This window comes from Xenorhabdus japonica (genome assembly GCF_900115195.1).
In the GTDB taxonomy this organism is placed as follows: Bacteria; Pseudomonadota; Gammaproteobacteria; order Enterobacterales; family Enterobacteriaceae; genus Xenorhabdus; species Xenorhabdus japonica.
The window spans coordinates 1-23,847 of the sequence record NZ_FOVO01000038.1 but is presented as its reverse complement, the minus strand read 5'-3'; the positions used below and the strand labels follow the sequence as shown (position 1 = coordinate 23,847).

The following is a 23,847-nucleotide window of genomic DNA, read 5'->3' as shown; positions in this document are numbered from 1 at the left end:
CATGTGCACCAAAAGGCAGAACTACACTGGATAATTAGTAACATATCTCCATCAATCGAGTGCAGGCGACTTTTGACATCCCGTGCAATTGTCTTCTGAAAATGACAATAGTGTCAGTAAGCTAGTTGTCCATTTGAGATTCACGATAAAGTATCGCCGGAAACTTTTCGATGGATGTATGATTGAACGGTCATGTATTCAAAGTGTTGATCATACTCAAACATAATATTCGCTCAATGAAAATACCGATGACTTTGTCATGCATCTCAGGTGATTTTGAATAATCAAGAGTCTTACGGTTCAGACGTTTAATTCGGTTGCATATAGCTAAATCAGTATAATTTGACGCAGTCTACATGCCTCATAAGCAATATTACATTGTCATTTGCATTTAGATGTTATGTCATATTATTTTGGTTTTGCTATAAGGTTAAGTTTTCACATTCGATACGTTGGGTAAAATATTTCCCAACCAGATGTTTGGCTGAAGGCAGTAAATTATAGGCACGGTAGTTATCAGTACACCAAAAGGGTACCTTGAATTTAGACAGTCTTTTCAATAAATTTTTTAGTGTTTTCTTTTTTCGTCTACCAAAAGCATGCGCAATGATACGTTTTAGGCGAGGCTCCCAAGCATACCATAACCAACGTTGACACTTTTTATTCCCGACGAATGACCTCCGTAATGTTAAATCGGGTCGAAGTGACAGTGACGGTCTTAGGAAAACAGGGTTGTTGCTTATATGTTAATTAAAAAAAGGAGGGAAGTGAAAAAGCAAAATAGAAAAACTTGAGAGTTAATGAAGGTTAAATGTTTATTTATCATTGGTATTATATGGATTTTTCTATTTGCTAACAACCACAGAATAATCTCAATTTTTATTGAAAAGTTAGATCAATGTAACGGTTGTGTTAATAAATCCTTGTCTAAGTGTGTGCCGGATACTAGGATGTTAGCACCCAATAAATATATATTGGGGATTATAAATCCATTACATAAAGGTAGATTAATCATGAATATTCAAGAATTGATCAATTCCGTTAAAGAAACTGAAATTAACGCGACTGAAACCCAAGTTTCTAAAATGGAAAGCGAAGAAGTCTCTCTTCTCGGCCCAATGAACATGCTCGCATTTGATGCTTAAACTCCTTGCACCCATTTATTGGGTGCTATTTATTATTTAGGAAAATGATATGCTCAGTATTCTAGGAAAAGATGAAATAATAAAAAATGTGTACCTTCTTTCAAGGAGTCGCCCTGGCTCTGAGAATATTAAAAAAGTAAAAGATCTAAAGCCATTTTACTTGGATTTTTTGAAAAATCATCAGCCTTACCATCCCATTAATTTTTTCAATGAAATAATTGTCTCTAATGAAGAAAAGATAAACGCGTTAATATTAGCCTATCAGCCGAGTGCACTTGACGACCTGAATCAGGTTAAAATGATTGGTGAAAAACATAGCGCTGATAAATACCAAGAGTTGTCGACGTTAGTGAAAAACGGCTATACCCATTTAGCAGACAGCGATAAAGACGTTAAGTTGATTTTTGATTTAGTGATCCATACTATTTTTTTCCGGAAGTCTACAAGCAGTTCAAACGTATCATCCTTTGGTGGTTCATCTTCGACGGCTATTGGCAGTATTTGGATTAGCGGTCATGGCGCGTTAACACCGCATGACGTAGCGGAATTTTTGCTTCATGAGTTGACACACCATCTGTTATTTATAGATGAGCGTTGCCATGAACAATTTCATTATGCAGAAATAATAAAACCGGAAAACTATTCCACTTCCGCACTGCTGGGAAAAAAGAGACCTTTGGATAAAGTTGTACATAGTATATTAGTTTCACATGAAATTTTAAATGCGCGACAGAAATTCTTAAACGGTGGAAACGTCACCATACATCCAAAAACGAGTATCCTTAAAGAAAACACTAATCAGTCCATAGCAGAAATACTCGGTATGAAAAACTTAAACAACCTCATCACGAATAGAACAAAAGAATTTATTATGACAGTACGTGAAAACCTTAACTAAAGGATAAAACATGTTAAAAGTAATCGAAAATCTTGCGGGTAAAATAGAAGCGAGATGGCGCATGGATGACTATAGCTGCTACTCGTTTGCAGATATAGCCAAGTCTGAAATGCAAAAGGTAGATTTAATCTCTCTCTTTTCCTTCAAAGAAATCAATTCACTGCTCAATCTTAATTCTTTGAAAAAAATTCAGATAGCTTCCGAATTTTCAGAGTTGCATATGAAGCTTTTTGATAATGGTAAGTTTTACATTGAGCTTCTGAACTGGTGGGATAAAGATACATCTATTCATGATCACGGCTTCTCTGGCGTCTTATTGCAACTCGAAGGTAGCGCCCTGAATACCATTTATTCTTTTGATGAAGAGAATGAAGTCAGTCACAACCTGAGCATGGGAAACATAAAGTTAACCGAGGCTTACATCAGTAAAAAAGGGGATTGCCGAATTATTCCATTTGGTAGAACAGAGAAACATGCTGTTTGGCATTTAGAGAAGCCGACGATCAGCCTGATAGTAAGAACGCATCCGATCACCGAACTATCCCCACAGCTCAATTACTTTCCTCCATACATACGGATTAATCATTCTGCAATAAATATTGCTTTTAATAAAAAAATAAAATATTTCAATCTGTTATCGATGATTGACGCCAAGGAGTGCAAAAATCAGTTATTACAGGAGTTGAAGGATTCTTCTGCAACCGAGCAATTTTGGCTTATGATGAAAATGTCAGAATTCTTATATCACCCTGACAATATTGACTTGCTTCAAGGTTATATTGACGCATCTAAAAATGAGGATGAAAAAAGCTTAAAATTAAAGCTTGTTTCTTCAGTCACCCTGAGAAGATCATCGCAATTTATTATCAATAAAGTCAAACCCCTTTTCACTAAATTTGATGACCGCCTGTTCTTATCCTGTCTGGCCTCATCGTATAACCAGGAAGATAGAGCGATGATCTTCCCTGAAATGGGCATTGAAAACGTTGAGGATAAACTTACTACACTGATTGAAAATTTACCTGTTACAGTTAAGCCAAAGATGATGATACATGTATTAAAAACACTTGGATTAAATGTTGAGTCAAAATGAAAAAGATTTTTTCAAATAAGTTTTTCTTAATATGTCTTGTATTGATATGTTTGCAGCAAGTTTTAGTCGGGCTGTCCACTTATTTCATCGGGTTGGCTGGTGAGAAAGTCGCGACTCTCCCCATGGAAGCATTTTACTATACGGCCATGTTTTTTCTATCTATCTTTATTGCCTACCTTTTCGGCTCAGCTTCATTGTTTTATCGGGTTAAACTTTCTAACAATTTGTGGGAGAGATATTATTCAAATACTTTAACTAAAATTTCAAAAAATCATTCAATCTCAACCGAGGAAAATAAAAGAACAACGCAATTATGGCTAAGTGGTGAGGCCTTGAGCACGCTTGATGAAGCTGGATTCGCCTTCATAGAAATACTAGCCATATATTTTAATGTCCTTTTTACCACTATTGCTCTGTTTGCCATCCTTGGCACTGTATTAACTAGTGTGATCGTATTTTGTATGTTTTTATCTGTGGTGTTTTTGTATTTATCAAAAAGTAAAATAGGCATTATTGCAAGTAGTATGCAAAATGAAAAGATAGCCGCATTACATGCTATAAGTAAAATATGGGATAATATGTTTTATGGTGATAAGAAATCATTGGCCTCTGCATTAGTATCATCAAAACAAAAAGTTGATATTTACTTTAAAAAGACGGAGTCTTATAAAACTTTAGAACAGATTATTTCTTGTGCTCCAATACTCATTTCTATCCCTCTCTTGGTCTTATTTTCATATTATCAAATTTTAAATAACACAGTGGCTATTGGCGCCTTGGTAGCTGTTTTACCTAGAACGTTGCAACTATTTCAAAATATCCATGCAGCAAGCATGAGCACAAGTCAGATTATGTTACTGAAAAATAAAATCCAGAAACTGTATTTATTTTCAGCAAGTCTAAAAGGCTATAACTATTTGGCAAGCATAGACAATGAGAAAATTTCAGTCATAGATCTAATTAACGATCAGATACTGGATGTACATACTTTCATCGAGCTTGATTTAGAAAAAGCATTGGTTAATGGCAGGTACTTGATTTCTGGCAGTAACGGAGCGGGTAAATCCTCACTCCTAAAATATACGAAAAGTAAGTACCCTGATGCGCTATTTTTTGGCCCTAACATACAGGTAGGTGAAGATACCGTTCCGGGCTCAACCGGACAAAAGCAACTATATCAAATGGCATTACTGTCTAATATTAAACATCGCATTATCTTCTTAGATGAATGGGATGCGAATCTGGATGAGTCGAACACTCAAATTATCGATAAATTTCTGACCTCCTTGGCTGAAGATAATTTAATCATCGAAATCAGACACTAAGACGTAAGACTGCTCGCTTAAGAGAAATGAGAGAGCCAATTAGGTGCAAGTGCTTTTGGTAGATTGGCGGGGAGCGGATAATTCCTCGAAATTCAGGGCAAAGGCGTCGACACTCATTCTAGTACTCACTACGTTCGATGAAACTTCCTATCACCTTGTCGGTATCTCTTCTGATTTGGAATAGCCAATTGTCTTTGGGGGTTGGGGGAGCAAAGAACCCTAAGCTGTATATGAAAACATGATTTAGTAGCAAACGATGAAACAGTATTAAGCCAGTTTGTTGATTTTTCTGAGTATTTATTCAGTGGTAGATTCAGCAATAGATTCAGTAATAGATCATATGATGATTCACTGAATAACCTGTTACAACCCCAATTCCTTTAATTTCCGCGTTATTGTATTCCTCCCCCAGCCCAGCAAGCGGGCGGCCTCCTGTTTATGTCCATTCGTATGCTCCAGCGCGCAATTAAGCAGAGTACGTTCCAGTAATGGCAGGGCATCAGAAAGGAGATCGGTTTTTCCCTCTTTTAAGGCATTTTCAGCCCATATAGCCAATTGTTGTGACCAATGCTCTGTCAGTGCAGAATGAGAAACAGGGGAATAGTCTTTCTGCTCTGCTAATTGCTTCTCAAGCAAATCAGCAGGCAAATCCTGTATCAGCACTTCTTTGCTTGCTGCCATTACGGTCAGCCAACGGCAGACATTTTCCAATTGGCGAACGTTCCCTGACCACGGTAAGCGCATCAAGGCAAGTTCTGTATCAGGATGCAGTATTTTGGTTTCGACACCCAGCTCTTTGGCGGTTTGTTGCAGAAAATGAGAAGCCAGACGCGGGATATCTTCCACTCTGTCTCGCAAAGGCGGTAACTGAATCCGAATCACATTCAGGCGATGGTAGAGATCTTCCCTGAATTTACCTTCCGCAACGCGCTGCTCAAGATTCTGGTGAGTGGCGGCGATGATGCGGACATCAACTTTCACTGGTGCATAACCCCCGACCCGATAAAATTGCCCTTCCGCCAGAACCCGCAGCAAGCGAGTTTGGATATCCAGCGGCATATCACCAATTTCATCCAAAAATAGCGAGCCTCCATTGGCTTGTTCAAAGCGACCGTGACGCACTTGATTTGCACCTGTAAAAGCCCCTTTTTCGTGACCGAACAGCTCGGATTCAATCAAATCTTTCGGGATTGCAGCCATATTCAGGGCAATAAATGGTGTTGAAGCGCGTGGACTATGGCGATGAAGAGCATGGGCGACCAACTCTTTTCCCGTGCCGGATTCGCCATTGATTAACACGCTGATAGAGGAGCGGGAGAGTCGGCCGATAATCCGGTATAACTCCTGCATAGCGGGAGCTTCTCCGATCATATCTGAAACGGATACTGGCAACTGTGGATTGGAGGTTGATTGATGTTGTTCCCGATAGTGATTTAATGCTCGCTCAACCAGTGCAACAGTTTCATCAATATCGAAAGGCTTTGGCAGATAATCAAATACACCGTGTTGATAGGCACTGACAGCGGCATCAAGATCAGAATGAGCAGTCATAATGATGACCGGAAGCTGTGGGTGGCTCTGTTTTATTTGGTTGAGCAGGCTTAGTCCATCCAGCCCGGGCATGCGGATATCTGACAGAATAACTTCTGGGCTACTCTGCACTGTGTCAGCTTGTGATAGCGCGACCAATACGGCATCGGCATTTTCAAAACTGGTGCACTCTATCTCTGCGCCACTCAGCGCCCGTTCAAGTACCCAGCGGATAGAACTGTCATCATCAACGATCCAGACTTTTCCTCGTTGCATAGTCACCCTCTACTTCTTGCTCGGTTATTTCTTAATAGGCAGGTAAATGGAAAACTCTGTATGCCCCGGCCAACTGGTAAATTCAATTTTGCCAGCATGTTGATCGACAAGATTACGTGCTATGGATAGCCCGAGTCCAGTTCCACCTTCATGCCCACTGACCATGGGGTAAAAAAGCGTATCCTGAATATTGGGAGGAATACCCGGCCCATTATCTTCAATATCAATTCTGGCCGCTAAGCGGTATCGTTCACCCTGTAAGGTAATCTGAAACGCAGTTCGCGTTCTCAGAGTGATAGTACCGCCTTTCCTTCCCAATGCCCGTAAGGCATTTCGGGTTACATTCAGTAATACTTGCTCGATTTGGTCAGGGTAATGGGACAGTTCAGGTAAGCTCGGATCATAATCTTTCAGCAGAGTGACATTTGTAGGCATTTCCAGAGAGACTAATTGATAGACCCGCTCGACCACATGGTGGATGCTCTGACGGGTTTGCGTTCCCGGATGCTGTGGCCCCAATAATCGATCAACAAGGGCGCGTAGTCTGTCCGCCTGTTCAATGATGACCTGAGTATATTCCCGCAGGGATGGATCGGGCAGGGCTTTGGCAAGTAGCTGTGCCGCTCCGCGCAGTCCACCAAGGGGGTTTTTGATTTCATGTGCCAGCCCCCGAACCAATTCCCGAGCAGCCGCCTGCTGTGCTTGTTGTATCTGCTCTTGGCTTAACCGGCGTTGACTGTCCATAGGCGCCAGCTCCAGCAGAATAGACTGCTCGGAAATCGGTTGGGCACTGAGCGACATCACATGAGAGTGATTATTGATGACCAGAATGACTTTGTTATCAGTAAACCCATGACCGTTAATCAAACTTGAGCGCATCAATTCTGTATCCAGTGAGATATAACTAAATAAAACCGGAAGTGGAGTACCGAATAATTTATGGGTACTTTGCGCCAAAAGTTGTAGAGCAGAATGATTGGCATAGCGGATAATTAAATTGTTATCCAGCACTAATACGCTGTTTATCAGTGAATCGAGAACCTGTTCTGCGTTGGTAAAATTAGCCATTACTATTCAATTCCTGCACTTTTTTGGTGCATTGTAGCATTCGTGAAAAGAGCCCATCCAAAGATGGGCTAAAAAGTTTCACGGCAACAAAAAATAAATTCGGGATCTATTTGGCTATAAGCAGCATTACACACTGTAATAGAGTTCAAATTCCAGAGGATGTGGCGTCATGCGAACACGCTCAATATCACCTTGCTGTAATTTGATATAAGCATCAATCGCATCATCAGTGAAAACACCACCGCGAGTCAGGAACTCACGATCTGCATCTAAGGCCGCCATTGCTTCTTCCAGAGAAGAAGCAACTGTTGGGATTTCCTGTGCTTCCTCAGCTGGCAGGTCATATAAATTCTTATCCATTGCATCACCGGGATGGATTTTGTTGATGATGCCATCCAAACCCGCCATCAATAGGGCAGAGAAAGCCAGATAAGGATTCGCTGCTGGATCAGGGAAACGGACTTCAATACGGCGAGCTTTTGCACTGGCTACAACCGGAATACGGATAGAGGCGGAGCGATTGCGGGCTGAGTAAGCCAACATAACCGGCGCTTCAAAACCCGGCACCAACCGTTTGTATGAATTGGTAGTTGGGTTGGTGAAGGCATTCAGTGCGCGAGCATGTTTGATGATGCCCCCGATATAGTACAAAGCCAGTTCAGACAGACCACCATACTTATCACCAGCGAATAGGTTCGAGCCATTTTTGGATAGTGACATATGACAGTGCATGCCTGAGCCGTTATCGCCTACCAGCGGTTTTGGCATGAATGTAGCGGTCTTGCCGAATTTATGGGCAACGTTATGAACCACATACTTATAAATCTGGGTTTCATCTGCCTTTTTGGTCATTGTATTGAAGCGGGTAGCGACTTCATTTTGCCCGGCAGTAGCGACTTCATGGTGATGAGCTTCAACAATCAGCCCCATTTTTTCCATCGTCAGACATATGGCTGAACGTAGATCCTGAGAAGAATCCACCGGAGGCACAGGAAAATAACCGCCTTTAACGCCCGGACGATGGCCTTTATTACCATTTTCATAACGTGTACCGCTGTTCCATGCTGCCTCAATATCATCAATGTGGTAATACGAGCCAGAGATAGAATTGCCGAAACGAATATCATCAAACAGGAAAAACTCAGGCTCCGGCCCAAATAACACCGTATCTGCGATGTCACTTGCACGCAGGAAATCTTCTGCGCGTTTGGCGATGGAGCGAGGATCACGACCATAGCCTTGCATAGTGCCGGGTTCTAAAATATCGCAACGTATAATCAGAGTGGTATCATTAAAAAATGGGTCAAGCATAGCAGTGCTTGGATCAGGCATTAACACCATATCGGACTCATTGATACCTTTCCATCCACCGATAGAGGAGCCATCAAACATTTTGCCATCTTCAAAGAAGTCTTCATCAATCTGGTGGGCTGGGATGGTGATATGTTGCTCTTTACCTTTGGTATCGGTAAAACGTAAGTCAATAAACTTCACCTGATGTTCTTCAATCATGGACAAAACATGCTCAATGGACATACTGAACTCTCCTGGGTTACGTCAGCCTGATAGAACGATACAAGAAGGATGTCGTTTTATCTTAAAGGGGCATTTCTAGACGATCAATTTTTATAAAACCGATATTGCAAAGAGAAATGCGAAAAGTGTGCCAACATTAACAAATCATTTAATATCAATAAATTGTTGTTTGGCGACTAAAAAATCATAGGGAAAGAAGATAGTTTTTAAATATACTCGCCCCAAATTGGGGAGTGGCGAAAACAGAGTTGCACTATAATGATGCAATTGAGTGTTTAATCAATATGTATGTTTAATCAATATATGTAAGCAATAAGGCGCAATCTGTCATATAACATCGACATTGATTGCGCCTTTTGGTTTAGAGTGAACCGATTATTATTCTGGTATCAAATACCATCTTAATCCATATAATAGGTCAACTTACCATCGAACAGAGATTGTACTTCACCGCTATCTCCACCACCGTCAGAACTACCCCAGGTATAGACTTTGTTATCTGCTGTCAGAGCAAGAAATGCTGTTCCTGTCCCGTAGATCGCTCTTACATTTTGCATGTCAGGTTGAGATATTGAAAAATGTTGACCAAAGTCAGTATTTTCCCAAGTTACTACGGAACCATCTTTTCTCAATGCCGCACATGCAGTAGCTGCGCATGTTATTTGAACTGCATCCGTGAGGCCTAAAAACTCATTGCCCAGTATGGCATTAAATCCATTGTAACGTATTGCGCTATATGGGCTATTATACTCTAATGTAAGGATTTTTTCGTTAGTGATTGATATATCTACTGCATGACTTATGTAGCCAGCTTCACCAGTGCCACCAGGCTTATCTGGTACAGCTATCATACCACCCCAACCATACGCTGTACCGTCACGGCGAATTGCCATATCACCGAGCGGTATCTCACTGGAACTTGGTGGTGGTTCACGGTAACCAATTCCAGTGGCTTGCATAAAATCTTGATATGGGGGATTAAAATCGCTAAACATGTCTGGATCACCCCAAGGAAAAAGATTACCACTTTCGTCTATAATGGCGAATCCCCTTGGCATTGATGTAAGGTTCCGTGGGCACGGAACATAAGAAGGTGGTACGAGACTCCATCCCATTCCTGACTGACCCCACCAACTTTGTAGCGAGCCGGAATTATATATAGTACAAGCAAAACTATTGCCGACAAAAATATTTTTCCCATTTCCAAGAGGAGGATAAGTACCATTAATTTCTCCCCAAGCCACTATCTGTGCATTATCTTTCGAGATAGCAAAAAAGCTATTTCCACCGGCTCCTATATCATCAAAGGAACCGATAGGGGCAGGATTACCGTTAGTCCATAATGTTGAATTCACAGTAAGTCCAGCATAAAAAGGGCCATTTGTGGTAATGGTCTTAATGCCAGATTGAGTATAGGAATTACCGAAGCTTCCTCCCCAACCAACCATGGTGTTGTCATTGAGTAGTACAGCAAAAGCAGAGGAATATTGAGTCTCCATCGGATCGTTAAAAGCTCCGTCTGGAAAACCTAACGTACCACCATTACCAAACACATTGATTGGGTTTATTGTGAGCTTGTTACCATTTGTGTCTTTAACTGAAATGGGAAGCCACGGAGCAGTATCATAGAAAAATGGGGCAGTATTTGGAAAAGGAAGGCAGAAAGATGATGTGCCGCCAACATATTCCCATGTTACTGAAAGTGGATTACCTTCTTTATCCCAAGCAGTCAGGCGCTGTGGTGCTTTAAGCCCATTAGCCACAGCAAGATCAGCATAACGAGCACCCATAACGATAAAGGGTTCTTTGTCTGCTGGTGGTTTTACAGGTGGTGTTATCGATGTGCCGTCGATAACGTTGATATTAACTTGTTGCGAATAAATAGGGTTGTCTCCGATGACATCGTCAACTGTATAACCTACCTTATATTTTTTTGGAAGCATATCAGGAGAAAAATCAAATTCGATAAAAGGGCCAATGGCACCTTGTAGTTGCTTTGTAGAGGTGACAGATTCATTATTGTCATCAGTAAATACAACTGTAACCGAGTCACCATCAGAGAGATTAAGGGGAGGAGATGTTGATACGTTAACCTTAATCTTTTCTCCATTTAATTTAGATTTATCCAGAACGCCATTTTGGGCTTGAGGTAAAATAGGAGGGGGGAGTAAATAATTTTCTCTCATGATAATTAAGTCCTTATGTTTTTAATAATAATAGAAAAATACTAATCCTGGAAGAAGAGTAGTCAATATAAATAAAAAAAATTTGAGTGACTAATGAAAATAAGCTATCACCTTAATACAGAGTGGTAGTAACAACAGTCATTTTTGATGTTATTTACAAGGGCGTAGGCGCGATTTGTGATTCTATAAATATTAGGGTTGGTTATCACAATGATGAAATTATTAATTTAATATGATTTGTGGATGTGAATTTAACGTATGCTAATTTGTTGTTTGCGAGAACAAAAAATCATGTGATAACATTTAGATATTAATTGATAATAATTTTTAATTACTACTAATTAGGTTTGTGTACTATATGAAGTAAGGGGAAGTTATCACTTATACATATTATATTAAATGATAGGTGGTGAATTAATTTAAAATAAAACATTCTGAGGTATCTATATATGTCTTCATATATAATGATAATTATTCGTTTTTTTGTTTTTTTATATACATTGTTTCTTCCGTCTTCTCTAATTAGTGCTTTTGCAGATGGAAATGACAAAACTAACAAAATATATATGAGAAATTCAGAAGGTAAGAGTAATATAGATATTCGAGTTAATCAACTAAGTAAAAAAACTGTTAATAAAAATGCCAATGATATTTCAGAGTCTGACACCCCAGGTTTAATTGCCAGAAATATTCAAACTGCAGGTAATATCCTATCATCTTCACCTTCGGATTTAGCAGAGCAAGTTAAATCCTATGCTTTGGGTAAATTCAACAGCACAGTCTCTTCCGAAGCTCAAAAATGGTTATCACAGTTTGGTACTGCCAGAATTAATTTTGGTCTGGGTAAAAAAGGAACGCTGGAAAATAACTCCCTCGATCTATTGCTGCCACTTTACGACAATAAAGCAGACTGGTTGCTCTTCTCTCAATTAGGCTACCGTAACAAAGATAGCCGCAATACCATTAACGTAGGTTTAGGTGGACGTTATTTTTATCAAAACTGGATGTATGGCCTGAATACTTTTTATGATCATGACTTGACGGGAAAAAACCAGCGTTTAGGTTTGGGGGGGGAAATTTGGGGCGACTATATCAAACTCTCCGCTAATACTTATTATCGTTTGAGTGGACTACAAGAATCACGTAATTTTAAGGATTATCATGAACGTCCGGCAAATGGTTATGATATTAACGGTGAATTTTTCCTGCCCGCTTATCCCAATCTTGGCGCTAAACTAACATACGAACAATATTTCGGTGATAACGTTACCTTATTTAATCGTGATACCAGACAGAAAAATCCGAGTCTGGCTAAATTAGGCTTAACGTATACTCCGATCCCACTGGTAACAATGGGTGTGGATTATAAACAGGGTGAAAGCGGCCACACGGAAACGCAATTTTTGGCTAATTTCAATTATAAACTGGGGGTTCCTCTCAGTACTCAATTATCACCAGAAAACGTAGCTGCAATGCGTACATTGGCAGGCAGTCGTTATGACTTAGTGGAAAGAAATAACAATATTGTGCTTGATCATATAAAACAATCCATTACTCAACTTTCTATACCACCCACTTTAATGGGTTACAGTCACGAAGAAAAAACAATACCAGCCACTAATAACCCGAACAATAAAATTGAAGAGCAAAAAAATGAGGGTTTTGCCAAATTTATCAAAGATGGAGGAAAGTTAGATGTTAAGGGGAATAAAATTTCAATTACATTCCCGACATATCAACTTGGCACTGGAAAATCCAACAATTATCCTATTAGTTTCAATATATTTGAGAATAGTAATACAAAAACAGTTTCTCATCATGAAACAGTGACCTTAATTGTCAGGCCATTTGTAGTGAAAGAAAAAGAAGTCAATCCTACAGAAACATTACCTGCTGATGGTAAAAAAGCTTATCTATTTACCCCCGTAATAACCTCCGATACCGTGGGTAACAAGCCTTTAGCTCAGGTTACACTTGATAATGTCCAATGGACAACTGAACCGGAGATTGGTGAACAATCAGGGTTACAGTGGGGAAAACCCGAAAAAACATCAAAAACTAATGATAAAGGGCAATTACAAGCCGCTTTAACCAGTTCTAAGCCTAACAAAGATGTAAAAGTATTCCTGCAAATGGATGGTATGCCGAAAACGCAAGTGGGGACAGTGAGTTTTGGAGAAGATACTTCACGTTTTTATGTGGATAAGATAAAAATTTCATTGCCAAACAATATGACAGCCCCTTTAACAGCGGATGGCACCCAAGCTTATACCTATAAAGCTGTTGTTTTGGATGGCAGTAATAATCCAGTCCCACCAAACACATTAATCACTAATGTAAAATGGGATCACGATCATAAAGAGATTTCGACTTTGAAATTAGTATCTAATGGTGACAAAACTGATGGTGAAGGGCAATTAACTGCAACACTGACGAGCTCTGAGCCAGTAGATAATGTCACTGTTACTCTTTCGATTGAAGAGCATCAAAAAAAATCAGCAAACCCTGTTCTTTTCAAGCCTGCAAAGATTTCGCTTAGTATTGATCCTCACCAAAAAATTATAACGGTTCATCAAACCTATACTTTGACGGCAGTAATCAAGGATATTAATAATAAACCTGAGGCCAATAAAAAAGTTAATTGGGCCTTAAAAAATCCTAATCAAGAAGGTGTAACAATATCTTCAACAAGCAGTACTACAGGTAATAATGGTCAAGCTACTACAACATTGACCAGTACTAAAGCTAATAAGATTACAGTAGTAGCCTCTGTTGATGAGGTAAGCGTGCAAGGAACAAATACTGTAGATGTAGAATTCCAATGGCCAAAAATCCAGAGGCCAATTTTAAAATCAGGCCAAAAGAGTGGAACTGTTTCTCCAAATGGGACAGACCATTATAGCTTTATTGCTGAAGTATCCAATTTAGATGGTACACCTTATACAAAAGCAGATCTTATATGGAGTCCAAGTTATCCACAGGGTACGGACAAAAACAAAACTTGGTTGACAGATCAGGTCGTTGGTCAACCTGATGGAAAAGCAACAGTACAATTGGTAAGTAATCAGAAAAATCCTGTTGTGAAAGGTGCACAGGCTTGTCTTGCTATTGTTAATGAGCCTTCGACAGAGCAATGTTCAGAGCCTGTAAATTTTGCATCGCCACAAGTAGAGTATGAAATTGCAAGTGTTGAGGTCTATCGTGTAGAGATATCAGGTAAAGATGAAAATTTTGATCCTCAACACCCGTTATTTGGTGATGGGAAATCATTATATAAATACAGAGCGAAGATCGTTGATAAACAAAAGAAAGATGCAATTATTAATCATCAATTCAGTGATGTAACATGGGCACGAGATCATAGTAATATTGACGACTCTGAAGTACCGCCACTCGAATGGGATAAAGAGAATAAGACAGATGGAAGAGGGTATTTATATGCAACATTGAAAAGCTATGTGGGTATTGATGATATAAAAGTAACATTAAATATGACTGGATTACATGGTAGTAAGTTGTTTCAAGATGCTAATAAAAAAGTTAGCTTTGAGCCTACACCGGAGCCAGTGGCTTTAATGGTTTATCGATTTGATAGAACAACAAATCAACCAGATAAATCTGCTAGCCAACTATTTAAAGAGCAGAACAGACCATATAATGTGTTTACCGATAACCTGATAGCTGAATTGAGATCAATTACAGGTGAGGAACTAGTCAAGCCTGGTGATACTCCCAGTTATAATGTGAAAAAGATAGGTGGCAAGTGGGATCCAGTTACAATAGATAATAACACCGGATTGATAACATTTCAGGCTCCGGGACAAGCCAGAATTACTATTAATGTCAAGAAAAACAATGGAACAAAGCGTAAATATACTTATATAACTTATCCTCGTAGACTATTTTCATATTCACCTGGTTACACTTTTACTTATCCAATGAATGATGAACACAATTGTGAGAATCTTAAATACGATGGAGAAACAGGGCACTCACCTACTGTTTCTCAGTTGGTCTCATCAGGAACAGGCACCGCATTATCTGATGATTTTCCAAATTCTTATAAATTTGGTATTTTGGATGACATTGGTCCGATAAGTAAAACAAGTTCTTATATTAAGATGCTAAGAAGTCGTAATGAACTAGGAAAGTATTTTGTATATGATACAGCTACTGGTAGAGAGGTTCCATTAATATCAGATGGTAATACTCTTCAAGCATTTGTTATATGTATCGTGGAATAAATAACTTATATTTGTATATAAGTATGAGAACGATGTTTCAAGTTAAGCCGTGTGGATGGATATATCCTACGGCTTTTCTGTTCGTATTTCGGTTCAATTTTATGAAAGGTGATTATATCTGATTTAATTATTTTGGATAGTGAAAATATAGGAGAGATGAAATAAATTCATCAGATATTTTTATGTTATCATCTGATAACTATTTTTCATTATACATTTAATTGGAAAATGTGTTTAATATTTAAAAATCAATAGGTGATATAAATATTATTTATCCAGGGAATGTTTTGAGCTGTCAGTGATATATTATTAATAATCATATAGATAACAAAAGTTACATTATAATTCTGTGAGGTATACTATGTCAGTAGAAAGGCAAACTTTAGGAGGTGGTGGGGCTCCCTCCACCATTAATCCGACATTATCAGTACCTAACAATACTAACTTGGTCTATGGCCAAGAATTTTATTTTGATGTGATTTTAACGGAAACAGTAGGCAAATTGCCACTAGGAAAAAACCTTACCGTTACTCCAAAAGGAACTGGTCTAACAATAGATATAATTTATGCTAGTCTTACAACAACTGGTGCTGAAAAAGCGATTAGAGGACAATATTATTTAAAGATAAGCAACGATGAGAGTAAAATAACAGGAGATAAAGTATCTCTTAATATAAGTTTAGGCACTGATTTCAATATGGATATTATTTACAATATAAAAAAAATACAGTTTTATACTTTACAGTTAATTCCTGATAAACAGGTCATTGTTATCCCTAAAACATTCTCTGAACCAAAACCAAGCGATATTGGTGATAATTATATTCGTTACACTACGCAGTTATTAGAAGATACTGGAAATCCTTTAGAAAAAAAACCACTGAAAAATGCTCTGGTTTATCTTTCTTCTACACCTAAAGATAGTATTAATACAAATATTATTGTTACGACTGATCCAAATCCGGCGGATAAATCTGCAACGATAAAAACTTATACGCCTACAAATATCGTTGCCGATGATAGAACATTTATTAGTCTTATAAGTGATGATCACGGAAAGGTGAGTTTCCGTGTATATTCAAATAATAAGATAGCTGGAGGTACGACTACTGAGAAACCTATAATTCTTGTTTTAGAAAATATTATTTTGGGCCAAGAAAGTCATGCTTATACATCAGAAAATGTATATATTATCACTCCTAGACCGCAAGATTCCAGACATGTGCTAGAGTCAGTAATGATCCCCTCTGCTGACGGAGGTTTATTAAACGGTGGGCCAGACGAACCAACGTTTGAAGTTATGATTGAACCTTATGATAGCCCTACTCCTAGTGATCATATATTATTTTTTACAAAAGAAAGTGATGATGGGGTTCCTGATATTAGTAAATTAGTATTACCAATCTATGATATGCAAAGTACCCATAATGCTAATTATTCTTTTCCTATTCCTTATAATGTGCTTCCACATAATCAGTGGACAGAGTTTTTTTATGTGGTTGCTAGAAATGGGAACGCTCGTTATTCAGTTGGAATGCAACTTAAATATTTAGGAGGTGGTTCAGATCTTGTTCCATCAGATGGAGTTACACGAACTTATAATAAAGTTGAAGTTTACTCTAGTTTTGCAGATTATAAAAATGATCGCACACTTAGCAAGCCAGAAGAAAAAAATGCTCTACTTTGGGAACAAGCTTATACAAGCAGGGCGGAGCTTTCAAATTATATCAATAATGGTGGTTACGATGCATTTTTAAAAATAACCGCAACCAATGATACAACTGATATAATAAAAAAACATCCCCAAGTTGGAGATGATGTATATATAAATATGTATGTTAGATCGGGAAATAGAAACTTTTTCAGACAATTACCAAAAACAACACTTTTATCAACTCTAGACTCTGTTCCAGCTGGTAATACAACTTTATGTTCTACCGTGATCCCGATCATTCATCCAAAATATTCTGGAATCAGTTCTTATAGTGAAGGCTCGCCTGCATGGGTTTATTTTGAATATTATACGATGGATAAAACAAATACACCAACTTATAGTCATTACTGGCGAGGAATGACTGACACATCACTTCCTGGGGTAGATGATGATAGTTAATTTTTTATATTTTATCCCGTCTTTTATTATTAGACTTAATTTAATATATATCTAATAGATTTAAAATTGAATTGAGGCGATAAGTAAAATGAATCCCCAGTCATATAGATAACTATGTGGCTGGGATGAATGAATGTAGACAACAAATAGACAACGTGAAAGATGACTAATATAGAAATATGATTCTCTAGAATATATTATATTCCTATGGAAAAATAGTGTCTTAGATTATGTTTCTAATTTTTTAAAAATTTATAAATTACATTACATTCAATAAATATCAAGACGTATCGCAGCAGAAAGGAAACGAATTTCAGGAGTATAAATAACTATGTGTCTGAAACTAATTAATGCGAATATAAAACATATAACTTGGAAGCTAAATAATATTAAAAATTAAATGAGGTTTATTATGTTTAATAAAGAAGATAAATTATATAATTCAGATCTATCATCGGTAACTCTATCTGTGCCTAAAGATTCTGATGTGGTAATTGGGCAAAGTTTTTATCTTTATATTACCATTATACTTAATGGGAAATTACCTTCAGAATTAGATGTTAATTTAGATGTTAAAACAGGTTTGGCAGTTGATAGTATTACTAAAGCTGTTCCACTCCCGTCAAAACAAAATGCTATGCAAGCAATAGCTTATTTAACTATTGATGATAAAGATTCTCTAAAACCAGGGGATCAAGTATCATATAAATTAAGTATACCTAATATTTATTCAAAGGAAATTAATTATACAGTAAATTTGATTGATTTAGATTCATTGCAGTTATCAGTAGATAAGTATTACTGTATATTACCACAAGGAAATACTAATATTGGTGTTGGAAATAATAATTTCATCCGTTATTCTGCGAATTTGAATAATAATAATGGTAAAGGGATGAAAAACACACCTATTCAGATTTCCGCATCAATTAAAGATGACCTAAATGAAGATGTTATAATAACCACTGATCCGGATGATGGGCTTCATTCTCCTGTACAGATTATTCCTATTGATGAATATGATCAAGTTGTAGTTCCTATTGTTAGTAATAACAGTGGAAAAATAAGTTTTCGAGTTTATCCTATGAAGGATAAACCAGTTGTACTTCAGTTAGGAAGTGAAATACCAGGGGGTGACGAATATTTCTTAGCTCCTACTGTATATATGCTTAGCCCTAGACCTAAAGATCCTCGCGAGTATCTTCCGGTTCCAACTATAAGTAATTTTAGTGATGGTCAACTAAAAGCGTATGGATCAGATTATACGTTTGATGTGAAAATTGAACCTTATCATAATGCATATGATAGCGATAGTTTGATATTTTTTATCGATGACAAGATAGTATTACCAATTAGTACGATAGGCCACGCAAATCCTCCTAATTATAGTTTTAAATTATATTATGATATGTTCACTGAAAATAAAGAATCTAAACTTTATTATGTGATAGCACCAAAGTCAGGTAATAATGAATATTCAAAGATATTACCTATCACATACATTGGCGGTGGAGATAATATACCATCGGATAAAATTTCACGTGTTTATGAGAAGCCTATAGTATATTCAAGTTGGGCTAATCCTAAGAGCGATCCTCCGTTAAATAATAATGATGATATTATTGATGAAACATATTACATTAATAGCTTTGATATAAAAAATGGTCGTAAGGAGTATTCCCATAATCGTAATAATGGCGGCTATGGTTTATTTGTAAAAATAACAGGAACAAAAGATACACAAGATAAATATAAACCAAAATTTGGCGATACGGTTCACTTCACTATGTATCTTAATGGTGGTTTTTACAAAAATGAACGTGTGCATGAAAAAGATGTTAAACATAGGAAAGATATTTCTTGTGTTATTAATGATGTTCCTGATCATAGTGGCGGTAGTACCTCTACTACTGTTGTTTATATAGAATATGAGCAGCTTGTTGGATTTTCACATGATTCTAATAACAGTCAAGCAATGATTTATTTCGAATATTATTTTTATAATGAAGGCAATAGAATATACAGTGATTTCTGGAGTAGTAAGATTGAAACTTCAGGGAACTAACGTGAAAATATAATTATTTAATATTAATTTCATGGAGATAATATGAGTAAACATATCACTACTTCTGTCATATCAGGATCTGATATAGTAATAGGGCAAACTTTATATCTTGATATTATTCTAACTTCAGATGATCCTATTTCAAATGACGCTAGTATTAATTTAACAAGATTTAATAATGCTGAACCTGAGGGTGATATTCCCCAAATTAAACTATATGATAATGGTAAAAAAGGAATTTTCACTGTTGAATTAAGTGTTTTTGATGATCTTCCTGATAGAGATTCAGTTTTTTTTTATATTGAACCAAACGAAAATGCAGCGGGTTTTCCTAAGACTAAAATTGAGTATACTGCACGAACCGTCAATATGTCTTCACTTCAATTGAAGATTGGAGCTGATCATTTAAAAGTTCCTCAGCATCCTAATATTCCTCCTAGTGGCAGATTTTTTGTGTCAGTTCATGCTACCGTTACTGCTCAGGATGGAAAAGATAAACTATCTGGTACTCCTATTAATATACTCGATATTGATGGAGTATTTGATAGAGTGGATTTCTATACTGCCGATAAAAACAGCAAATTAGAAGTTAGGGATATCGGAGATTACAGAGGATTGACCATAAATACAGACTCTAATGGTAATTTAGCATTTTATATTTTTGCGAAACAAGATAAGACTGTGGTACTTAATCTATTCTCTGCAATAATGGGTGTTGAAGGCACTGTTGAAGCTGAAAGAATTTTGTATATTATTGATGTGGGGCCAGTGAACCCTGGACATACTTTGAATCCTCCCGTCATTAATGGTGAAGTTGGTGGTGTTTTACATAAAAGTATAGGATCAAAACATTTCTCTGTTAATATTCCGATGTACAATGATATTTCAGTTGGTGATTCGATATTTTTCCTTGTTAATAAATTAATGGTTGGCTCACCTGTTCATTTGACAGATCCATCCACGCAATTAAATAATATATTAGTGCCTTACTCTGTTTTATCAGATAATAATGAAGTTGAGTTTTCTTATGTAGTGATTAAAGAGTCAGCAGAAAGATACATGTCAATGCCAACGGTTTTCACATATGTAAAAGATGAACTTCCTGCAGATAATGTTTATGAAAAATGTAAGATTTATGCTAGCTTTGGAACAGGTGAAAATGATCTTATTACTGAAGATAAGGTTGTAAATTGTAAGGTTATATCTGATTATAATAAAAATCCAGGCAATGATGGATTATTTGTCAAAATTACTGGAACCAATGATCCTCATGATCAGACTAAAGTACCTTTAGGAAATAATGTTAATGTTACGTTGTGGTTGCATATTAGAGCTAAACAGAAAAAGTTAGATAAATCTATCGGCTCTGTAGCTATGCCTGATATAGCCGGTAGTGATGGGGTAACAAACAGTGTAATAATAGGTATACCTCAAACGTATCTTGCGGGTAGTGATACATTTGATGAATATCATCCTGCACAGATTTATTTTTATTATATAGTTAATATAGATGGTCAACATATAAAAAGTCAGACTTGGAAAGGGAAAATTGATACTGTTCCATCTTGGGGAACGCCCCATTGCTAGTGATATTAACGTACAGTTTTATTTTAATAAAATCTTTGATATTAATGTTATCTTTGTAGAATGATTTTATTGACCTTTTGCATTTTATTTGCAAAAGGTCAATTTTTAGATCGTGTATTCGAGGTATTGAATGTTTTTTAGGTATAGAACTCACGGTCTTATAAAAGTACGATTTGTTTACTCACCATATCCATCCCACCCAAAAACAAACTTTCAAGGTGATACATCTCACATTTATTTCACTCTCTAGCTATAACGTGTAAAATAGCAGCATATTTGTGTTAGATGAATGCTGCGGCGTTCTGCCAAGCGGCATCCATGTAATATTTTCTCAAATAGCTAAAACGGTAAAAATACTTGTCAATTAATAACTTAAGAAATATCGCCATCATCGCTCACGTCGACCACGGCAAAACCACACTGGTTGATAAACTCCTGCAACAGTCCGGAACTTTTGGTGAGCGTGCTGCTACTGCTGAGCGCGTGATGGATTCCAACGATCTGGAAAAAGAGCGTGGTATCACCATTCTTGCGAAAAACACTGCCATTAAGTGGAATGATTATCGCATCAATATCGTAGATACCCCAGGTCACGCCGACTTTGGTGGTGAGGTCGAACGTGTAATGTCAATGGTAGACAGTGTTTTGCTGCTGGTTGATGCGATGGATGGCCCAATGCCACAGACTCGCTTCGTAACTCAGAAAGCCTTTGCCCACGGTCTGAAGCCTATCGTTGTTATCAACAAAGTTGACCGTCCGGGCGCGCGCCCTGACTGGGTTGTGGATCAGGTATTCGACCTGTTCGTAAACCTGGGCGCAACAGATGAGCAGCTCGATTTCCCAATCATTTATGCTTCTGCATTGATGGGTATTGCGGGTAACGAACATACTGAGATGGCTGAAGATATGACTCCGTTGTATCAGGCTATCGTTGAGCATGTTGAGCCACCGAAGGTTGACCTTGATGGCCCATTCCAGATGCAAATTTCACAGCTGGACTACAATAACTATGTTGGGGTTATCGGGATTGGCCGTATCAAGCGCGGTACGGTAAAACCAAACCAGAACATCACTCTGATTGATAGCGAAGGCAAGTCTCGCAATGGCAAAGTCGGTAAAGTCTTCAGCCATCTGGGACTGGATCGTATCGAGTCTGATAAGGCGGAAGCGGGCGATATCATCGCAATCACCGGTCTGGGCGATCTGAACATCTCCGATACTCTATGTGACGTCAGTGCAGTTGAAGCGCTGCCGGCGCTGGCGGTTGATGAGCCTACCGTAAGCATGTACTTCTGTGTAAATACTTCTCCATTCTGTGGCCGTGAAGGTAAATATGTTACTTCTCGCCAGATCCTCGACCGTCTGAGAAAAGAACTGGTTCATAACGTTGCACTGCGTGTTGAAGAAACTGAAGATCCAGATGCATTCCGCGTATCTGGTCGTGGTGAACTGCACCTGTCTGTTCTGATTGAGAATATGCGTCGTGAAGGCTTCGAGCTGGCGGTTTCCCGTCCAAAAGTTATTTTCCGTGAAATCGATGGCCGTAAACAGGAGCCATTCGAGCAGGTAACTCTGGATATCGAAGAGCAGCATCAGGGTGATGTGATGCAGGCACTGGGTGAGCGTAAAGGTGAAATGCGTGACATGCTGCCAGATGGCAAAGGCCGTGTTCGTCTTGATTACATTATTCCAAGCCGTGGTCTGATTGGTTTCCGTACTGAGTTTATGACTATGACTTCCGGTACTGGCCTGCTGTATGCAACATTCAGCCACTATGATGACATCCGTCCGGGTGAGATTGGCCGTCGTCAGAATGGTGTACTGATTTCCAACGGACAAGGCAAAGCAGTTGCTTATGCGCTGTACAGTTTGCAGGAGCGTGGTAAATTGTTCCTCGGTCACGGTACTGAAGTATATGAAGGCCAGATCATCGGTATTCACTCACGCTCTAATGACCTGACCGTTAACTGTCTGACCGGTAAAAAACTGACTAACGTACGTGCGTCAGGTACGGATGAAGCGACAACATTGTCTCCGCACATCAAGAAAACCTTGGAGCAGGCTCTGGAGTTTATTGATGATGACGAATTGGTAGAAGTAACTCCACAGTCAATTCGTCTGCGTAAACGCCATCTGACCGAAAATGATCGTCGTCGCGCAAACCGTAGCAAGGAAGTTTAATTTCTGAGTTATGCATTGCGTGTGACAGATTGAATATGAATAGCTTAGGGCACTTCGGTGTCCTGAGTTTAATGAGATGGCCGCCCTCATCACCCTAGCGACGGTATATTAACAGAGTGATTATCTCTGATAGAGGTTACCATTATGAACACCATCGCACTTATTGGCATCGATCTCGGCAAACATTCTTTCCATGTATCCATGTACATTGCCAGAATCAGTCGGGGAAAGCCCTTCTATGTAGAAAATTCATCCGAACCAAATTGATGGAATTCTTAGCCAACTGCTCTCCGGCAACTCTTGGTGCTCTGTGCCCGCTCGTTTATGCTACATCTGGAACATCGCTCAGGAAAACTGGCTGACTGGGTTATAGGGCAACTTGAACGAAAGCATTCCAATTACAACGCAACATCTTCGTTGTGAATTCAGGGGAATTTTCAGGATTACATTAAGATCAGAGTATAAAATTTTGGATAAGTAACCTCAATAATCTTAGGAATAACCCTAGGGCAAACGGGTCTAATTTATACAGATGAAAATCCCACTGTCAGGATTTTCATCATATAGCCATTATCCCAGCCAGCCTTCTGGCGCTTAGTC

Annotated in this window: 14 protein-coding genes and 2 pseudogenes; 10 read left to right on the top strand and 6 right to left on the bottom strand. The window is 38.2% G+C overall.

Translation table 11 applies throughout. The features are described 5' to 3' along the window. Positions 1-190: 190 nt before the first annotated feature. Complete coding sequence (locus BM135_RS17745; protein ID WP_422646156.1) at positions 191-325, bottom strand: IS1 family transposase; 135 nt, start codon at positions 323-325, stop codon at positions 191-193. A gap of 100 nt (positions 326-425) precedes the next feature. After that, positions 426-677: pseudogene (locus BM135_RS17740) on the bottom strand (IS1 family transposase); the annotation flags it as partial. Positions 678-1,013: 336 nt separating this feature from the next. Here BM135_RS17740 and BM135_RS17735 point away from each other — a divergent pair. Genes BM135_RS17735 through BM135_RS13220 form a run of 4 tightly spaced genes read left to right on the top strand, consistent with a single transcriptional unit; the run spans position 1,014 to position 4,461 of the window. After that, the gene (locus BM135_RS17735) at positions 1,014-1,145 is read left to right on the top strand and encodes a hypothetical protein (protein WP_273576131.1); all 132 of its coding nucleotides are present in this window, start codon (positions 1,014-1,016) and stop codon (positions 1,143-1,145) included. Between the two features lie 49 nt (positions 1,146-1,194). Continuing rightward, on the top strand, positions 1,195-2,043 hold the full coding sequence (locus BM135_RS13230; RefSeq protein ID WP_092520314.1) for an aKG-HExxH-type peptide beta-hydroxylase: 849 nt from the start codon (positions 1,195-1,197) through the stop codon (positions 2,041-2,043). Positions 2,044-2,053: 10 nt separating this feature from the next. Then, the gene (locus tag BM135_RS13225; protein WP_092520312.1) at positions 2,054-3,136 is read left to right on the top strand and encodes a cupin domain-containing protein; all 1,083 of its coding nucleotides are present in this window, start codon (positions 2,054-2,056) and stop codon (positions 3,134-3,136) included. Continuing rightward, positions 3,133-4,461: an ATP-binding cassette domain-containing protein gene (locus BM135_RS13220; protein ID WP_092520310.1), complete on the top strand. Its 1,329-nt coding sequence runs from the start codon at positions 3,133-3,135 to the stop codon at positions 4,459-4,461. Before BM135_RS13225 ends, BM135_RS13220 begins: the two co-directional genes overlap by 4 nt. A 363-nt stretch (positions 4,462-4,824) precedes the next feature. Here the strand turns inward: BM135_RS13220 and glnG are convergent, their stop codons facing one another. The 4 genes from glnG to BM135_RS13200 all read right to left on the bottom strand — a co-directional run bounded on the left by glnG (position 4,825) and on the right by BM135_RS13200 (position 11,057). Next, a complete protein-coding gene (glnG, locus tag BM135_RS13215) occupies positions 4,825-6,267 on the bottom strand; it encodes a nitrogen regulation protein NR(I) (RefSeq protein ID WP_092520308.1) in 1,443 nt (480 codons plus the stop codon). Between the two features lie 24 nt (positions 6,268-6,291). Beyond that, positions 6,292-7,335 (bottom strand): nitrogen regulation protein NR(II), encoded by a 1,044-nt coding sequence (gene glnL / locus BM135_RS13210; protein ID WP_092520306.1) that lies wholly within the window; start codon positions 7,333-7,335, stop codon positions 6,292-6,294. 126 nt (positions 7,336-7,461) lie between these two features. Further along, the gene (glnA, locus tag BM135_RS13205; protein WP_092520305.1) at positions 7,462-8,871 is read right to left on the bottom strand and encodes a glutamate--ammonia ligase; all 1,410 of its coding nucleotides are present in this window, start codon (positions 8,869-8,871) and stop codon (positions 7,462-7,464) included. A 401-nt stretch (positions 8,872-9,272) separates the two neighbouring features. Continuing rightward, complete coding sequence (locus BM135_RS13200) at positions 9,273-11,057, bottom strand: hypothetical protein (RefSeq protein WP_092520304.1); 1,785 nt, start codon at positions 11,055-11,057, stop codon at positions 9,273-9,275. Between the two features lie 449 nt (positions 11,058-11,506). On the opposite strand from BM135_RS13200, the gene BM135_RS13195 reads away from it, so the two are divergent. The 6 genes and pseudogenes from BM135_RS13195 to BM135_RS16710 form a co-directional block, all read left to right on the top strand. Further along, positions 11,507-15,301 carry an inverse autotransporter beta domain-containing protein gene (locus tag BM135_RS13195; protein WP_092520303.1) on the top strand — a complete coding sequence of 1,265 codons (3,795 nt, stop codon included), beginning with the start codon at positions 11,507-11,509 and terminating at the stop codon, positions 15,299-15,301. A 361-nt stretch (positions 15,302-15,662) separates the two neighbouring features. After that, complete coding sequence (locus BM135_RS13190) at positions 15,663-17,414, top strand: hypothetical protein (protein ID WP_086109762.1); 1,752 nt, start codon at positions 15,663-15,665, stop codon at positions 17,412-17,414. Between the two features lie 412 nt (positions 17,415-17,826). Continuing rightward, a complete protein-coding gene (locus tag BM135_RS13185; RefSeq protein ID WP_092520302.1) occupies positions 17,827-19,479 on the top strand; it encodes a hypothetical protein in 1,653 nt (550 codons plus the stop codon). Between the two features lie 42 nt (positions 19,480-19,521). Beyond that, positions 19,522-21,066 carry a hypothetical protein gene (locus tag BM135_RS13180; protein WP_092520301.1) on the top strand — a complete coding sequence of 515 codons (1,545 nt, stop codon included), beginning with the start codon at positions 19,522-19,524 and terminating at the stop codon, positions 21,064-21,066. A 357-nt stretch (positions 21,067-21,423) separates the two neighbouring features. Beyond that, a complete protein-coding gene (typA, locus tag BM135_RS13175) occupies positions 21,424-23,247 on the top strand; it encodes a ribosome-dependent GTPase TypA (RefSeq protein WP_092520300.1) in 1,824 nt (607 codons plus the stop codon). A 144-nt stretch (positions 23,248-23,391) separates the two neighbouring features. Then, positions 23,392-23,549, top strand: a pseudogene (locus tag BM135_RS16710) (IS110 family transposase); the annotation flags it as partial. Between the last annotated feature and the right edge of the window lie 298 nt (positions 23,550-23,847).

What these genes read in the sequence shown, in the direction of transcription:
- BM135_RS17735 (WP_273576131.1), top strand. Translation starts at nt 1,014, where the DNA reads ATGAATATTCAAGAATTGATCAATTCCGTTAAAGAAACTGAAATTAAC.
- BM135_RS13230 (WP_092520314.1), top strand. Translation starts at nt 1,195, where the DNA reads ATGCTCAGTATTCTAGGAAAAGATGAAATAATAAAAAATGTGTACCTT.
- BM135_RS13225 (WP_092520312.1), top strand. Translation starts at nt 2,054, where the DNA reads ATGTTAAAAGTAATCGAAAATCTTGCGGGTAAAATAGAAGCGAGATGG.
- BM135_RS13220 (WP_092520310.1), top strand. Translation starts at nt 3,133, where the DNA reads ATGAAAAAGATTTTTTCAAATAAGTTTTTCTTAATATGTCTTGTATTG.
- glnG (WP_092520308.1), bottom strand. Translation starts at nt 6,267, where the DNA reads ATGCAACGAGGAAAAGTCTGGATCGTTGATGATGACAGTTCTATCCGC.
- glnL (WP_092520306.1), bottom strand. Translation starts at nt 7,335, where the DNA reads ATGGCTAATTTTACCAACGCAGAACAGGTTCTCGATTCACTGATAAAC.
- glnA (WP_092520305.1), bottom strand. Translation starts at nt 8,871, where the DNA reads ATGTCCATTGAGCATGTTTTGTCCATGATTGAAGAACATCAGGTGAAG.
- BM135_RS13200 (WP_092520304.1), bottom strand. Translation starts at nt 11,057, where the DNA reads ATGAGAGAAAATTATTTACTCCCCCCTCCTATTTTACCTCAAGCCCAA.
- BM135_RS13195 (WP_092520303.1), top strand. Translation starts at nt 11,507, where the DNA reads ATGTCTTCATATATAATGATAATTATTCGTTTTTTTGTTTTTTTATAT.
- BM135_RS13190 (WP_086109762.1), top strand. Translation starts at nt 15,663, where the DNA reads ATGTCAGTAGAAAGGCAAACTTTAGGAGGTGGTGGGGCTCCCTCCACC.
- BM135_RS13185 (WP_092520302.1), top strand. Translation starts at nt 17,827, where the DNA reads ATGTTTAATAAAGAAGATAAATTATATAATTCAGATCTATCATCGGTA.
- BM135_RS13180 (WP_092520301.1), top strand. Translation starts at nt 19,522, where the DNA reads ATGAGTAAACATATCACTACTTCTGTCATATCAGGATCTGATATAGTA.